Source organism: Streptomyces dangxiongensis, from assembly GCF_003675325.1.
In the GTDB taxonomy this organism is placed as follows: Bacteria; Actinomycetota; Actinomycetes; order Streptomycetales; family Streptomycetaceae; genus Streptomyces; species Streptomyces dangxiongensis.
In genome coordinates this window covers 247,658-262,425 of the sequence record NZ_CP033073.1, presented here as the reverse complement: position 1 = coordinate 262,425, position 14,768 = coordinate 247,658, and the positions used below count along the sequence as shown (strand labels likewise).

Genomic DNA, 14,768 nt, shown 5'->3' with positions numbered 1-14,768 from the left:
CGGCGGCCGCGGCGAGCGAGGCCGTGTCGCCGCCGGGCAGGACGGAGCCGCGTGCGACGCCGCTTCCCGCCGGGCGGAGGCCGTCCTTCCTCGCCCGCCGGAGGCCCGCGTTCCCCACCGGACACCTGCCGCGCAGCACCGCGATCAGGCCGCGATCAGGCTGCTCATCTGCGTTGCGGCCGTCTCCGCGGAGCATCGGTTGCTTATTGCCGAGCCAGCTGGGAAGTCGGAGGTGCACAGCCCGCCGCCCGCACAGCCGGCCAGGCGGGGTCGGTTTCGGGGCGGAGCGGCCAAGCGCCCGCCCGTCACCTCAAGGAGTACCGTGACCGTTCGCATCGGAGTGGAAGAGGAATTCCACATCGTCGAGGTGGAGACGGGCCTGCTCGTTCCACGGGCCGACACGGTGCTGGAGGACCTCCCCGCAGAGATCTTCACGACCGAGTTGCAGCAGGCGACCGTGGAGTCGAACAGCGGCGTGCACACGTCCCTGAACGACCTGTACGGCGATGTCATCAGCACCCGGCGCCGGCTCGACGCCGCCGCGACCTCCCACGGCCTGGCCGTGGTGGCCGCGGGTACCGTGCCGCTGGCCCGCACGGCGGACATCCACCCCACCGCCGGCTACCGCTACCGCCACATGGTCGACGAGTACCGGATGGTCGCCGACGAGCAGCTAATTTGCGGAGCCCACGTCCACGTCGACGCCCCCGACCGCGACCTGACCGTACGCATCATGTGCGAGGTCGCGCCGTGGCTGCACGTCCTGCTGGCCCTGTCCGCCAGCTCCCCCTTCTGGCTGGGCGCCGACACCGGCTACGCGAGCTGGCGGACCATGCTGTGGCAGCGCTGGCCCACCGCGGGACCGGCCGGATGCTATGCCGACGCGGCCGAGTACGACGCGGCCGTCCAGGAGCTGATCGGCTCGGGCGTCATCAGCGACGCGAAGATGATCTACCACGACATCCGGCCCTCCGCGCACCAGAGGACCATCGAGCTGCGCATCTGCGACGCCTGCCCGCGCGCCGAGACGGTCGTGCTGATCGCCGGCCTGTTCCGGGCCCTCGTGACCGAGGCCCGTGAGCGGCTGGAGCGGACCGGGGTCCCTCCCTGCCAGGGCCGCCACGAGTGGCTGCGCGCCGCCGCCTGGCGGTCCGCGCGCTCGGGCCTCGAAGGCGTCCTCGTCGACCCCCGCACCCGGCAGGAGGCTCCCGCGGCCGAGGTGGTCCGGAGCCTGCTGCGCCGGGTCCGCCCGGCTCTCGAGGCCGCCGGCGACCGGGAGACGGTCCGGGAACTGGCCGAGCGGGCGCTCGCGGACGGCAGCGCCGCGTACCGCATGCGCCGCACGGCCGCGGACCAGGACCTGCTGGCCTGCACCGACCTGGCGATCGCGGAGACCCGCGGCGCCGCCGGCCTGCGCCGCCGGACCGTCACCGGCGCGGCCCGGCCCGTTCCCCGCCTCGGTCTGCCCGCCGAGGACGAGGTGCCCGGCTCCCACCCGGCACCGATCGCCGGCGGCTGACGAGGCCGAGACCTGCCGCCGCGGCCGACCACTCCGTACGCACCCCCGTTCCGAAGGAGATGCACCACCATGTCAACCAGCCCCGACCAGATACCGACGGGCGGGTCCGCGCACACCTCACCACCGCGTGACCCGGACGCGCACCGGGGAGGGGATGCCTGATGTGCGGGCTGAGCGGAGAGATGCGCTTCGACGGCGGCCGGCCCGACGTCGCGGCCGTACAGCGCATGAGCGACCGGCTCGCCGCCCGGGGCCCCGACGGCCACGGGATCTGGTCACGGGGCGCCGTGGCGCTGGGACACCGGCGACTGAAGATCATCGACCTGTCTGATCTCGGGGCCCAGCCGATGACCGACGCCGACCAGGAGATCACCGGCGTCTTCAACGGCTGCATCTACAACTACGAGGAGCTGCGCACCCAGCTTCGGGACCTCGGCCACCGGTTCCGTTCGACCTCCGACACCGAGGTCGTCCTGAAGGCGTACCAGCAGTGGGGCACCGCCTGCGTCGACCGCTTCCACGGCATGTTCGCCTTCGCCCTCGTCGAGCACCGCACCGGCCGCCTCGTCCTGGGACGCGACCGGCTCGGCATCAAGCCCCTCTACCTGGCGCGGACCGCCGGACGGCTGCGCTTCGCCTCGTCGCTCCCGGCGCTCCTCGCGGGCGGCGACATCGACACCTCGCTGGACCCGGCCGCCGTCCACCAGTACCTCAGCTGGCACGCCACCGTGGCCGCACCCCGCACCATCCTGAACGGGGTGCGCAAGCTGCCACCGGCCACCGTGCGCGTCGTCGAACCGGACGGCACCCACCAGGACCACCGCTACTGGCAGCCGTCGTACACGCGCCGCCCCGAGCACGCGGGCATGAGCGCGAGCGAATGGCGGGACGCGGTCCTCGACGCCCTGCGCACCGCCGTACGCCGGCGGATGGTCGCGGACGTACCCGTCGGCGTCCTGCTCTCGGGCGGCCTGGACTCCAGCCTGATCGTGGCACTCCTGGCCGACGAGGGACAGCGCGACCTGGCCACGTTCAGCGTGGGCTTCGAGTCGGAAGGCGGCGACGAGGGGGACGAGTTCGCCTACTCCGACCTCGTCGCCCGGGAGTTCGCCACCGATCACCACCAGCTTGTGGTGCCCTCGGAGCGGGTGTCGTCCGCCCTTGACGGGGCCATCGCCGCGATGAGCGAGCCGATGATGAGCCACGACGTGGTCGCCTTCCACCTGCTCTCCGAGCAGGTCGCCAAGGAGGTGAAGGTCGTCCAGAGCGGGCAGGGCGCGGACGAGGTCTTCGCCGGCTACCACTGGTACCCGGAACTGGCCTCCGTGGCCCGCGAGCAGGAACCGGACAGGTACGCCGAGACGTACTTCGACCGCACGCACGCCGACCTCGCCGCGATGCTGCAGCCGCACATGCTGCCCCGGGAGGACGTCTCCGGACGGTTCGTGCACGAACACATGGCGGTGCCGGGCGCCGAGACCGCGCTCGACGCGGCCCTGCGCCTGGACACCCATGTCATGCTCGTGGACGACCCGGTCAAGCGGGTCGACAACATGACCATGGACTGGGGCCTGGAGGCCCGCGTGCCCTTCCTGGACCACGAGCTGGTGGAGCTGGCCGCCGCCTGCCCGCCGGAGCTGAAGCTGGCCGACGGCGGCAAGGGCGTCCTGAAGGAGGCCGGCCGCAAGCTGCTGCCCCACGAGGTGGTGGACCGCCCCAAGGGCTACTTCCCGGTCCCGGCGATCACCCACATGGCCGGGCCGGTCCTGGACCGGGTGCGCGAGGCGCTCAGCGCCCCCGAGGCCAAGCGGCGCGGCCTGTTCAAGGACGACTACCTCGCCGAACTCCTGGCGGCCCCCGACCGACACCGCACCAAGCGCGGAGCGAACGCGCTGTGGCAAGTGGCTTTGCTGGAGATATGGCTTCAGACGCACGGAATCTGACCGAGCGGCGCGCCGCGGACGGTACGGCCGGCACGGTCGCCGCCGCAGCCGGGCAGCCCACCGTCGCCCACCGGGCGCGGGGCGCGAGCCCGGCTCCGCCGGCTCCCGACGGCCGTACCCTCGACGGGCGGGCCCGCGACGACCGCACCCCCGACGGGCGGGCCCCGGCCTTCGCCGCCCCCGCCCGCGTCCCGCTGCCGGACGCCTCCGGACCGCGCGACGCCACGACCCGGCTCGTCGCGCACGGCTGCTGGTACCCCTCGGCCGACCCCGCCGGAACACAGGTGGCCTTCATCTGCGACCGCGGCGGCGTGCCCCAGCTATGGGCGGGCCCCGTCGACGGCGACGACCTGCGGCTGCTGGACTCCGAACCGGACCCCGTCCGCGAGGTGTCCTGGTCGCCGGACGGCCGCTGGATCGCCTACACCACGTCCCCCGGCGGCGGTGAACACTCACGGGTGCTCTGCGTACGCCCGGACGGCAGCGACCGCCACATCCTGGCCGGAGCCGAGCCGGGCAGCTCCGCCCACCTGGGATGCTGGGCCCACGACGGATCGGCCGTCGCCGTCACCGTCGCCGTCCCCACCGGGCCGCCGGCGCCCCACGACACCGCGGCGGAGCCCGCCGCGACCGACCCGGGACCGCCCGCCGGCCACCCGCCGGCCGGCTGGCCCGGCCGGGACGGCGATGCCGTGCTCCTCGGCGCGCCGCCCCACACCGGGACGGTACGCGGGCTGCTCCTGCCCGCCCTGACCGGCGCCGCCATGGCCTCCGGGAACCCGCACGAGCGGCACACCGCCCCGACGGCGGGCTTCGGCGACGGGCTGTCGGCCTATCTGATCGACCCCGACGGCGTGGCCGCCCCCGTCCTGCTCGCCGGCGAGAAGGACGCGGCGACGCTCCGCGTGTGCGACCTCAGCCGCGACGGCACACTGGCGCTGCTGCGCCGGGGACCACGCGGACGGCGCGAGGCGGTCGTGCTGCGCACCACCGACCGCGCGACGACCTGCGTGGTGCCGGTGGCCGACGGCGACCCGTGGATCGGCAGGTTCTCGCCCCGAGCGGACACCCTCTGGCTGCGCAGCAACGCCCACCGGGAGTTCGCGGTCCTGCTCGCCGCCGACCTCGACCCGGGAGGACAGCCGCGCGGGTGGTCCGTCGCCGCGGCGCGCGAGGACACCGACCTGGAGCTGCTCCAGATCGCCCGCGACGGTGGGACCGCGGTGGCGGCCTGGAACGTCCGGGGCGCGAGCGAGGTGGAGATCCTCGACCTGTACCCCTCCGCCACGGCCGGGGCCGCCACCGGTCCGCCCCGGCCCGTGCCCCTGCCCCACCAAGTGGTGACCCGCGTCGTGGGCGCCGGCACGCGGCGGCTGGTGCTGGCCCTGTCCGGGTCCCAGCGACGGCCCGGCGTGTGGTGGCTCCCGGAGGGCGTGACCCTGCTCCGCACCCCGTGGTCGTCCCGGGACGAGGACGCCGTTCCGCCGGGCCGTCCGCCCGTACGACCGGTCCAGCTCCGGCTGACCGCGCGGGACGGGCTGCCGCTGAACGGCTGGTACTACCGCGCGCCGGGGCGCGGCTCGGCGGAACCGGCACCCTGCGTCATCCATCTGCACGGTGGCCCGGAGGAACAGGAGCGGCCCGTCCTCAACCCGCTCTACCACGAGATCCTGGGGCGGGGACTGGACATCTTCGCGCCCGACGTGCGCGGGTCCTCCGGGTACGGCCGGTCGTTCGTCGACGCGGACCTGGGCAGGGGCCGGTTCGCCGCGCTGGACGACGTCGCCGACTGCGCCGCCCACGCGGTGCTGGCCGGTCCCGCCGATCCGTCACGGCTGGCCGTCATGGGCCGCTCGTACGGCGGCTACCTCACGTTCGCCTCGCTGGTCTGGCACCCGGACCTCTTCCGTACCGGGGTGGCGGTGTGCGGCATGTCGGACTTCGCGACGTTCTTCGAGGGCACGGAACCCTGGATCGCCCAGTCGGCGGCCCACAAGTACGGCCACCCCGAACACGACCGCGAACTGCTGCGCTCCCTCTCGCCGATGAGCCGTATCGACGCGCTGCGCGCACCGGTGCTCGCCGTGCACGGGGAGCACGACACCAATGTGCCGCCGGGGGAGTCCGAGCAGTTCGTACGGGCCGCACGCGAACGCGGTCTCACCGCCGAGCTGCTCACGCTGCGCGACGAGGGACACGATTTCCTGCGCGCCGACAACCGGCGCCTCTTCCGCCGCTCCGCCGCCGACTGGCTCGAACGCCACCTGACCGGCTGACAGGGCTGACCGTCCGGCCGGGTCCTGGAACCGGCCGCGCGCCGCCGTCCCCGGGGGACGGCGGCGCGCCGGTGCCGTGGGAGCGGGCTCACCGCCCCCGGCGGGTTCAGCTCAGTTCGGCCCCCTTGGCCGCCGCCTCCTCCTCGGAGTGTGCGTCGCCGGTGGCGAGGGTGCCGCGCGAGCTCTCCAGGTGGGCCCGCACGAACCACTGGAACTGCTCCAGATCGCGTAGCTGGCCGATCAGGAGATCCTCGGTGGCGGGGTCGATCTCGCCCGCCTCCTTGACCGCGGCCCGGACACCCTCGATCAACCCGGTGTAGACGAGGTCGAGCGCGCCGAGGTGCGCGATGGCGTCGGCCCGGCCGATGGAGTAGTCGTCCCAGGTGCGCTCCTTCACCAGCGCGCCCGGCGTGCCCTGGGCGATCCCGCCCAGCGCGGCGATGCGCTCCGCGACGTCGTCGGCCATCTCGCGCACCTGGTCGACCTGGGGGTCGATCATCTCGTGAACGGCGATGAAGTGCGGCCCGATCACGTTCCAGTGCACGTGCTTCAACGTCAGGTGAAGGTCGTTGAGCGCGTGCAGGCGCAGCCGCAGCAGACCGATCAGCCGGCCGGCCGCCTCCCGCTCGATGCCCGGAACGGTGTACTTTGGGGGTCAGGTCGTTGGGCTGAGTGGTCATAGCTCACCTCTGTGTCGATGGGTGAAGTCCCTGCCTGAGCACAGGTGCCCCCGTCCGACGCTGTCAGACCCGTGGGTCTCCCGCACCTCGTGAGGCGCGGGAGGTGTGGTGCGCGGCGGCGGCCGTGCGAGGTGCCGGGACCGGGGCCGTGGGTGATCCTGTAGGGGTGTGGGGTGCCCTGGTCGGTCGACTGCCGACGGCCTACGCCGTCTCCGCCCGCCATGCGCTGACCGTGACGCTGGCCCGCGGCCGGCTTCTACCTCTTCCGCTACGGCCTGGGCCGGCCCGTGGCGGCGACCTACGCACTGTTCGCCGCCGTGGCACTGGGCGGACTGTCCAGGATCCCCGGCACCGGGCGCGGGCGCGCCGTGACGGTTGTGCGGCTGCTCCCGGTGTGCTGGATCCTCGTGACCATCGGCACCTGTCTGTCGGTGCGCACGTGGAGCGCGGTGGCCGGCATGCTGGTGGTCGGCTTCGCGCTGGCCTTCGCCGCCGTGGGCGGCCCGCGTCCGGCGGGGGCCGCGCCCGGACTCCAGCTCCTCTACATCCTGCCGTCGTTCCCGCCCTACGATCCCGCTTCGCTCGGCGACCGGCTGGCCGGAACGACCACCGGTGTGGTCGTGCTGGCCGTCGCCGAGGCGCTCCTGTGCGCCGAGCCCGGCCCGACGACGTACCGGGAGCTCGCGGCCCGGGGCGCCCTGACCGCCGGGCGCTGCGCCACGCTGCTCGCCGCACCCCCCTACGCCCTGACCGGTACGGAGACCGACGCCGCCCAGCGGGCCGGTCAGGCGCTGCGGGCCGTCACCGTGCCGGAGGCGCAGCGTCCGGCGGGGCCGGGGGTGCGGGACCGCGCGCTCACCCACACCGGTCTGGCCACCCGTGCCCTGCTCACCAGGCTGGCCCAGTTGCGGTCAGGGCCCGGCCGGGACCCGGGGCCGGATGTGAGCGCCGTACTGCGCGCGGTGGCCGGGCTGGCGACGGCGACCGCGGCCTGCCTGCGGTCGGGTCCGCCGCCCACGGCGGAGTCGGCGCGGCTGGTCGCGGCACGCGCCCACCTGTCCGCCCTGTCCGCGGGCCCTCCTCCCGGCACGGCCCGCGGCTGTCACCCGCCCGACCGGGCCGCGCCCGCGCCGGACTTCCCGCCCGCCGTACTGCGCCACCACGCCGCCCTGCTGGAGATCGCCGACGCGGCGCTGGCGATGGGCACGGCGGCCGACCTGGCGGTGCGCGGCCGGCACGCCGTGGTGGAGGTGCCGCTCGGGCGTTTCTGGTACGCCTCCCAGCGGGCCCCGGTCCTGTGGTGGCACCGGCTGCGCGGCCACGCCGGGCGCCGGTCGGTGTTCTTCCAGAACGCGGTGCGCCTCGCCCTGGCGCTCACGGCGGTCCGGCTCGTCGCCGGGGTGGACACGCTGCCCCACGGCTTCTGGGCCATGCTGGCGACGCTCACCATCACCCGTACCACCGTGAACCAGACCTGGAGCACCGTCCGGCTGGCGCTGGCGGGCACCCTGGCCGGGGCCCTGCTGACCGCCGCGATCCTGCTCGCGGTGGGTTCCGACACCGCCGTCTACGCCGCCGTGCTGCCGGTGTGGATGCTGTTCGGCTTCACGGTCGGGCCGGTCAAGGGGGTCGGCTGGGCGCAGGGCCTGTTCACCGTCCTCGTGGCCCTGGTCTTCGCCCAGCTCGCGCCGCCGACGTGGCGGCTGGCGGAGGTCCGGCTGCTGGATGTGCTGATCGGCAGCGCCATCGGTGCCGTCTTCGGCGTGCTGGCCTGGCCCCGCGGCGCGCACGACGAGCTGCGGTACGCGGCGGCCGAACTGCTGCGCAGGGCGGCGGAGATCGTCGTGGCGACCAGCGCCTCGGTGGCCGGACCCGACGGCACGGCGGCGGCCGTCCAGTCGGGCGTGCCCGGTCACCGGTCGCTGCAACGCGCCGTCATCCTGGCGGAGTCGGCCTACGCGCAGTTCCTGAGCGAGCCGACGCCGCTCCAGCTCAGCAGGCGCAGGGCGGAGCTGCCCGACATGGACTGGCAGGCCACGCTGATGACCGGCCATCACACCCTGTGGGGCTCGGACCGGCTGCTGGAACCGCCGCTCACCGCGCTGAACCCGGCGGCGGCCACGTCGGCCGGCGCGCTGGGGGAGCGGGTGGCGGGGCGGATGCTGCTGGTGTCCGCGGCACTGGACCCGGGGGGCGACACCCCGGCATCCGTACCGGTGATCTCTCCCGGTGCGGCGGCTCTGGCGCCCTTCCGGGCCGAGCCGCCCGGCGCTCCCCGGCGGTACTACGCGACCGCGTCCTGGCTGGCCTCCCTCATGACCGACCTGGCACGGATCGCACACACCGCCCCCGCGCCCGCGGTCGACGACAAGACCCCCGGCAGACGCTGAACAGGGCCTGAACTGCTGCGTCCTGAGCAGGCGTCAGGGCGGCAGCAGACGGCGAGACGGTCGCGGGGCCGGCCGCAAGGGCTGGATCGTCGGTCACCGGGTAGGCGGAACGGCACAGGACCCGAAGAGAGCGGGGTACCCCGCTACCCCGGCGGAAGGAGAGTCGTGTCCGGAGTCGTCGAACGGATCAAGCAGTTCGCGCGCAGCCCCCAGGGCCGGCGCACGATCGAACAGGCACGCCGCGCCGCGGCCGACCCGCGCCGCCGCGCCCAGGCCCAACGGCTCTTCGAAAAGCTGCGCGCCCGCCGGTGACGACCGGGGGTACGGCCCCCTCCCGACGGAACGCGGGCAGCGGGCCGTACCCCCGTCACACGCCGGCCGTCACCCCTTCCCGGGTGACGAGACAGAAGGGGTGCCCGACCGGATCGGCGTACACGCGGTACCCGATGGGCTTGTCGGACCCCTCGAGCAGCGTGGCCCCCAGGGCGAGCACCTTCGCCTCGGCCACATCCAGGTCGTCCACCATCACATCGACATGCATCAGGCCCGGACGATCGCGGTCGGTCCACCGGGGCGGCCGGAAACCGTCGACACGCTGGAACGTCACCGTCTCCGTGCCCGACGGGCCGCGGAGCACCACGTAGTCGGCCGTGTCCTCCACCCGGGCCAGCGACAGCAGGCTCTCGTAGAAACCGGCGAGTTCCGAGGGGGCGGGGCAGTCGATGACGAGGGAGAACAGGCGTCCGATCATGCCGGTCAGTGTGCCGTGCGCGGGCGGACGGGGCCACCCGCCCGATCCACGCGGGCGCCGGTGCCGAGGGAGAGGCGCGGCTCACCACCCCGTGAGCAGCAGGTGGTTGAGAAGCAGGGCCAGGACCGCCTGGGCGGTGAGCCAGGCGCGGGGGTGGCTGAGGAGAGCGCCGGAGGGCAGGAGCCACAGCGCGAAGGGCAGCCAGATGCGTTCCGTCTCCGCCTTGCTCATGCCGGACAGGTCCGCGCACAGCAGCGCGAGCAGCGCGGCGGACACGAGGAGCGCGAGCCGGGCCGCCGCCCCGGGACGCCCGGGGAGGGACAGGACGTCGTGGCGGCGCCGGACGAGCAGCGCACCGGTCCGGCGCAGGCCCGCCGCCGTCGCCACACCGGTGATCAGCACCGTGCAGGCCAGGTTGGCCCACACCCAGTAGCCGTACGGCCGGATTCCGCCGACACCCTGGTTGTAGCGGGTGACCAGCAGCCGGTACGCCTCCCACCAGTCGAACCCGGCGAGCGTGAACAGCACGGGCACGACCGCGGCCCCGGCGGCCGGCAGCACGGCGATCAGCGGGCGTTCGCGGACCCGATGGCGCCCCGGCACCAGCACCGCCGCGCCGATCAGCGCGAACAGCGTCAGACCGTACGAGAGATAGCAGGTCAGGCCGAACAGCAGCCCGGACAGGGCCGCCCACCCCACGGACCGTCCGGTCACCGCGAGCGCCAGCAGGGCCACGGACCACGCGGCGACCGCCATGAAGTAGCCGTCGGCGGAGGCGCCCACCCAGACGGCGGCCGGGGCCAGCACCAGGAAGGGCGCCGCCCGCCGGGCGAGCCGCTCGTCGGCCAGCGCCCGGACCGTCACCAGCGCGGCCACGCACGCCGTCGCGCCCACGGTGATGCACCAGGCGCCCGCCCAGCCGCCGCCCCGCAGACCGGCCCGGTCCAGCAGGACGAAGGTGAGCGTGGCGGCCGGGGGATGACCGGCGATGTGGGCCGGCCAGGCGCCGGGCGGGCCCGCGACGATGTGCCGGGTGAACTCCCGCAGGGCGGCCGGGATGTCGTCGAAGCGGCCGATGACCGTCAGATACTCGTTGCGCGTGGTGAGCCGCCCGGCCACGCCCCGCTGCCACCCGTCGACCAGGGCCAGCGACCACGTCCAGGCCAGGGCCACGGCCCAGGACACGGCGAGCAGTCCGCGCCACGGCAGCCGCAGCGCGAGGGCCGGTCCGTACAGGACCGCGGCGAACGCCACCAGCACGGCGGCCGGCGTCCCCGGCCCCGTGTGCGGATCCCAGTCGGCGAACAGCGGCGGCCAGTGTACGAAGAGGGAGCGGTGGGCGTCCTGGACACGGCGGCCGACGAGCACGGCCGTCAGCACGAGCAGGACGGCGGCCAGGGCGGCGTACAGGTCCGCGTACAGGTCGGCGGTGCGGCCACGAGGGCGGAGGCGGATCACAACGGAACGCTAGGCCGCGCGGCCGGTTCCGTACCGCCGTCCGGTCCCGACGTCAGCGTTTCGTCATCAGCGGCACCCCCCGCACCGCGGATCCGCGGGCCTACGGTCGAGGCATGCGGCACCCTCTCCCACCCACCTCACCCGCCTTCTGGCGCAGCCCGCTGCGCGGCACCTGGCTCACCTCGGTGCTCGGCGTCGTCCTCCTCGCCGGCATCACCGTCCTGTTCGTGACGGGCCTGGCGTCGTACGCCGCCTACAATCCCGACCTGTCGCCGGTGAACGACCAGACCCCGGACAAGGGCGTCCTCGGCTTCTACCTCTTCTCCTGGCCGACGGACCCGCACTGGCTGTACCGCCTCGACCAGGGCGTCCACGTCACCCTCGGCATCACCCTGATCCCGATCCTGCTCGCCAAGCTGTGGTCGGTGGTGCCCAGGCTGTTCGCGCTGCCGCCGGCCCGCTCGCTCACCCACGCCCTGGAGCGGATCTCCCTGCTGCTCCTCGTGGGCGGCGCGCTGTTCGAGTTCGGGACCGGTGTGCTCAACGTCCAGCTCGACTACGTCTTCCCGGGCTCCTTCTACCCGCTGCACTTCTACGGCGCGTGGGTGTTCTTCGCCGCGTTCGTCGCCCACGCCGTGCTCAAGACACCGGCGGCCGTCCGCACCCTGCGCCGACGGGGCGAACCGGACGGCGACCTGGCCTCCCCGCTGCCGGACCCGCCCACCGTCTCCCGGCGCGGCGCGCTCCGGTTCGCCGGCGGCGGCTCGCTGCTGCTGTTCGCCACGACGGTGGGACAGAACTTCGACGGGCTGCGGCGCACCGCCCTGCTGGCGCCGCACGGCGGCGCCGACCCCGGCACCGGCCCGAACGGCTTCCAGATCAACAAGACGGCGGTCTACGCCGGGATCCGGACGGCGGACACGCACGAGGACGCGTGGCGGCTCGTCGTCACGGGCCGGGCCGGCACCGTCCGCCTCGGCCGGCCCGACCTGCTGCGGCTCCCCCTGCACAGCGCCGCCCTGCCCATCGCCTGCGTGGAGGGCTGGTCCACCTCGGACCAGTGGTGGCGCGGGGTGCGGCTGCGTGACCTGGCGGTACTCGCCGGGTACGACGGCGATCCGCCGGACCTCCTCGTCGAGTCCCTCCAGCGGCACGGCGCCTTCCGCAAGGCGGCCCTGCGCGCCAATCAGGTGGCCGACCCGCGCTCGCTGCTAGCGCTGTACGTCAACGGCGAGGAGTTGTCCCCCGACCACGGCCACCCGGCGCGCGTCATCGTCCCCGCCGCGCCCGGCGTGCTGAACACCAAGTGGGTGGCCCGGCTGACGTTCGGAGACCTGCGATGAGGCGCCTGCCGCCGCTGGGCAGCCCCTTCCACCTGCTCGTGCTGGTCTGCTCGTTCGCGCTCGCCGCCTACGCGGGGGTGCGGCTGCTCGGGGACGACCGGCCCGGCGTGGCCCTGTGGTGGGTGGGTGGGGCCCTCCTGCACGACCTCGTCCTGCTGCCCCTGTACGCGGTCGCGGACCGGGCCGTCGTACGGGGGCTCGGCGCGGCCGGCCGCCGGGAGTGGACGATGTACGTACGCGTCCCGGCAGCCCTGTCCGCGCTGCTCCTCCTCGTCTGGTTCCCACTGATCAGCGGGATGGCGGACCGGCGTTACCGGCTCGCCACCGGACTGTCGCCGGACGGCTTCCCCGCCCGCTGGCTGCTGATCACCGCCGTACTCTTCGGTGGTTCCGCCCTGCTGCTGGCGCTGCGGCCGCGCAGGGCGACGAAGGACCGGCCGTCGGCCGCCCACCGGCCGGCCGGCTCCCAGCCCCGCGCGTGACGCAGCAGCGCCGGCGTCCCGACCCGCGCCCACGGGAAGGGGGCGCCGGCCGCGCGGGTGCCCGGGGCGTCCACGACGCGCACGTGAGCGCGTTCGTCGACGTCCACCGGGGCGGTCTCGGCGATCAGCAGGCCGCCGGGACGCAGCAGTCGGGTCACCCGGTCCAGGAGCCTGCGGGGGTCACCGCCGATGCCCACGTTGCCGTCCATGAGCAGCACGGTGCCCCAGCGGCCCTCGCCGGGCAGCGGCTCGAACACCGAGCGCCGCAGGGCCTGGCCGCCGAGCCGTACGGCGTGGCCGACGGCGGCCTCGCTGACGTCGATGCCGAGGGCCGCCCGGCCCCGCCTGGCGAGTTCCGCCACCAGCCGCCCGGGCCCGCACCCCACGTCCAGCACGGTGCCCTCGCACCGGTCCAGGACGTCCAGGTCGGCCGCGTCGGCCCGGGCGCACCAGCGTTCCACCTCCAGCGGCAGCAGCCAGCCGTCCTCCCGGCGCAGGAACAGCGGCCCGCGTCCGGCCCGCAGGGCGGCCGTGTAGGAGTCGGCGGCGGCCCACGCGGGCACGGCGGTGCTCATCGGCCCGCCCCCGTCGCGTACCGGGCCAGCCGCGCGGCGAACCGGCCGTGCGGGACCAGGGCGGCGACGGCACGGGCGTCGGCCGCCGTGTCGACGTCCCGCAGCAGGGGCAGGTCACGCACCCGCAGCCCGGCGTCCACGAGCCGTTCGCGCTGCACCTCACCCGTCACCGGGGTCGACATAGGCACACCGCGCAGCAGAGCGGGGTCGGGCTCCGCCAGCCCCAGCGCCCAGAAGCCACCGTCGGCCGACGGCCCGAAGCAGGCGTCGCAGCCGGCGAAGTCAACGGTCAGCAGCCCGGGTGTCACCTGCGGGGTGTCCATGCCGATGAGGAGCGCCGGGCCCGTACAGCCGGCGAAGGCGTCCGCCAGCCGCGCGTCGAGACCGCCCGCGCACTGCGGGACGACCTCGAAACCGGGCGGCAGCCAGGGGCCGGGAGCGCCCTCCAGGACGAGGACACGGCGGACGGCCGGGGTGGCCGCCACCACGTCGAGGGTGTCCGCGAGGCACGCCTCGGCCAGCGCGGCCGCTTCGTGGGGCGTGTACGGCGGGGTGAGGCGGGTCTTGACCCGTCCCGGTCGCGGTTCCTTGGCGATGACGAGGAGCGTGGTCACCGTACGGCCCTCCGCCCGCCCGGCGCCCCGGCCGGCCGCTCGGCCAGGACCCGGCTCATGTCCCGGACCGCCTGCCAGGTCCCGCGCCACGTCCCGGTCACCTTGGACGTGCCCGTACGGGGCCGGTACGGCACGTCGTGCTCCGTGACGTGCCAGCCGGCGTCGGCGGCCCGCACGACCATCTGGAGCGGGTAGCCGCTGCGGCGGTCGGTCAGGGCTCAGGGAGAGCAGCGCCTCACGGCGGGCGGCGCGCAGCGGGCCCAGATCGTGCAGGTGCAGACCGGTACGCCGGCGCAGCATCCGCGTCACCGCGAGATTCCCGGCGCGGGCGTGTACGGGCCAGGTGCCCCGGCCCTGCGGACGGCGCCGGCCCAGCACCAGGTCGGCGACGCCGTCCCGCACGTCGCGTACGAACGGCATCAGCAGCGACGGGTCCAGCGAGGCGTCGCAGTCGCAGAAGCAGACGATGTCGGCGTCGGCGGCGCCCAGACCGGCGTGGCAGGCGGGCGCCGAAACCCCGGCGCGGCTCGTGCACCACGGTGGCGCCGAGCGCCCGGGCGACCTCGGCGGAGCCGTCGGACGACCCGTTGTCCACGACGAGGGCACGCCAGCCGGCCGGGATGCGGGCGAGCACCCAGGGCAGGGCCTCGGCCTCGTTCAGACAGGGCAGGACGACGTCGACGTCGCGCGGTGGCGGTGAGATGGTCACGGCCTTCACCCTACGGACGCGAACCACA

General features: G+C 74.9%; 11 protein-coding genes and 1 pseudogene. 6 read left to right on the top strand and 6 right to left on the bottom strand.

Annotation, left to right across the window (positions count from 1 at the left end; genetic code table 11):
- Positions 1-322: 322 nt before the first annotated feature.
- The 3 genes from D9753_RS01590 to D9753_RS01580 all read left to right on the top strand — a co-directional run bounded on the left by D9753_RS01590 (position 323) and on the right by D9753_RS01580 (position 5,738).
- Positions 323-1,519, top strand: coding sequence for a carboxylate-amine ligase (locus D9753_RS01590; protein ID WP_121785376.1), 1,197 nt, complete (start codon positions 323-325; stop codon positions 1,517-1,519).
- Positions 1,520-1,680: 161 nt separating this feature from the next.
- On the top strand, positions 1,681-3,462 hold the full coding sequence (locus D9753_RS01585) for an N-acetylglutaminylglutamine amidotransferase (RefSeq protein WP_121785375.1): 1,782 nt from the start codon (positions 1,681-1,683) through the stop codon (positions 3,460-3,462).
- Positions 3,438-5,738 carry a S9 family peptidase gene (locus tag D9753_RS01580; RefSeq protein ID WP_121785374.1) on the top strand — a complete coding sequence of 767 codons (2,301 nt, stop codon included), beginning with the start codon at positions 3,438-3,440 and terminating at the stop codon, positions 5,736-5,738. The genes D9753_RS01585 and D9753_RS01580 overlap by 25 nt, the downstream gene beginning before the upstream one ends.
- 106 nt (positions 5,739-5,844) lie before the next feature.
- Here the strand turns inward: D9753_RS01580 and D9753_RS01575 are convergent, their stop codons facing one another.
- Complete coding sequence (locus D9753_RS01575; RefSeq protein ID WP_121785373.1) at positions 5,845-6,369, bottom strand: Dps family protein; 525 nt, start codon at positions 6,367-6,369, stop codon at positions 5,845-5,847.
- 336 nt (positions 6,370-6,705) lie between these two features.
- Between D9753_RS01575 and D9753_RS01570 the strand changes: the two genes are divergently transcribed.
- Positions 6,706-8,808, top strand: coding sequence for an FUSC family protein (locus D9753_RS01570; protein ID WP_240467992.1), 2,103 nt, complete (start codon positions 6,706-6,708; stop codon positions 8,806-8,808).
- Positions 8,809-8,973: 165 nt separating this feature from the next.
- Positions 8,974-9,120, top strand: a complete 147-nt coding sequence (locus D9753_RS36275; RefSeq protein WP_163010582.1) for a hypothetical protein — start codon at positions 8,974-8,976, stop codon at positions 9,118-9,120.
- Positions 9,121-9,175: 55 nt separating this feature from the next.
- Here the strand turns inward: D9753_RS36275 and D9753_RS01565 are convergent, their stop codons facing one another.
- Together D9753_RS01565 and D9753_RS01560 are read right to left on the bottom strand one after the other, a co-directional pair.
- Positions 9,176-9,559 carry a VOC family protein gene (locus tag D9753_RS01565; RefSeq protein ID WP_163010581.1) on the bottom strand — a complete coding sequence of 128 codons (384 nt, stop codon included), beginning with the start codon at positions 9,557-9,559 and terminating at the stop codon, positions 9,176-9,178.
- An 81-nt stretch (positions 9,560-9,640) separates the two neighbouring features.
- Positions 9,641-11,017 (bottom strand): hypothetical protein, encoded by a 1,377-nt coding sequence (locus tag D9753_RS01560; protein WP_240467991.1) that lies wholly within the window; start codon positions 11,015-11,017, stop codon positions 9,641-9,643.
- A 113-nt stretch (positions 11,018-11,130) separates the two neighbouring features.
- On the opposite strand from D9753_RS01560, the gene D9753_RS01555 reads away from it, so the two are divergent.
- A complete protein-coding gene (locus D9753_RS01555; RefSeq protein WP_121785370.1) occupies positions 11,131-12,360 on the top strand; it encodes a molybdopterin-dependent oxidoreductase in 1,230 nt (409 codons plus the stop codon).
- Positions 12,361-12,670: 310 nt separating this feature from the next.
- Here the strand turns inward: D9753_RS01555 and D9753_RS01550 are convergent, their stop codons facing one another.
- The 3 genes and pseudogenes from D9753_RS01550 to D9753_RS01540 form a co-directional block, all read right to left on the bottom strand.
- A complete protein-coding gene (locus tag D9753_RS01550; protein WP_121785369.1) occupies positions 12,671-13,417 on the bottom strand; it encodes a class I SAM-dependent methyltransferase in 747 nt (248 codons plus the stop codon).
- Complete coding sequence (locus D9753_RS01545; RefSeq protein WP_121785368.1) at positions 13,414-14,031, bottom strand: TIGR04282 family arsenosugar biosynthesis glycosyltransferase; 618 nt, start codon at positions 14,029-14,031, stop codon at positions 13,414-13,416. Before D9753_RS01545 ends, D9753_RS01550 begins: the two co-directional genes overlap by 4 nt.
- Positions 14,028-14,749: pseudogene (locus D9753_RS01540) on the bottom strand (glycosyltransferase family 2 protein). The gene D9753_RS01545 and the pseudogene D9753_RS01540 overlap by 4 nt, the downstream one beginning before the upstream one ends.
- Between the last annotated feature and the right edge of the window lie 19 nt (positions 14,750-14,768).

Bases quoted from the DNA above. Each gene is read 5' to 3' on its own strand.
- D9753_RS01550 (WP_121785369.1), bottom strand. From the start codon at position 13,417: ATGAGCACCGCCGTGCCCGCGTGGGCCGCCGCCGACTCCTACACGGCC.
- D9753_RS01580 (WP_121785374.1), top strand. From the start codon at position 3,438: ATGGCTTCAGACGCACGGAATCTGACCGAGCGGCGCGCCGCGGACGGT.
- D9753_RS01585 (WP_121785375.1), top strand. From the start codon at position 1,681: ATGTGCGGGCTGAGCGGAGAGATGCGCTTCGACGGCGGCCGGCCCGAC.
- D9753_RS01565 (WP_163010581.1), bottom strand. From the start codon at position 9,559: ATGATCGGACGCCTGTTCTCCCTCGTCATCGACTGCCCCGCCCCCTCG.
- D9753_RS01555 (WP_121785370.1), top strand. From the start codon at position 11,131: ATGCGGCACCCTCTCCCACCCACCTCACCCGCCTTCTGGCGCAGCCCG.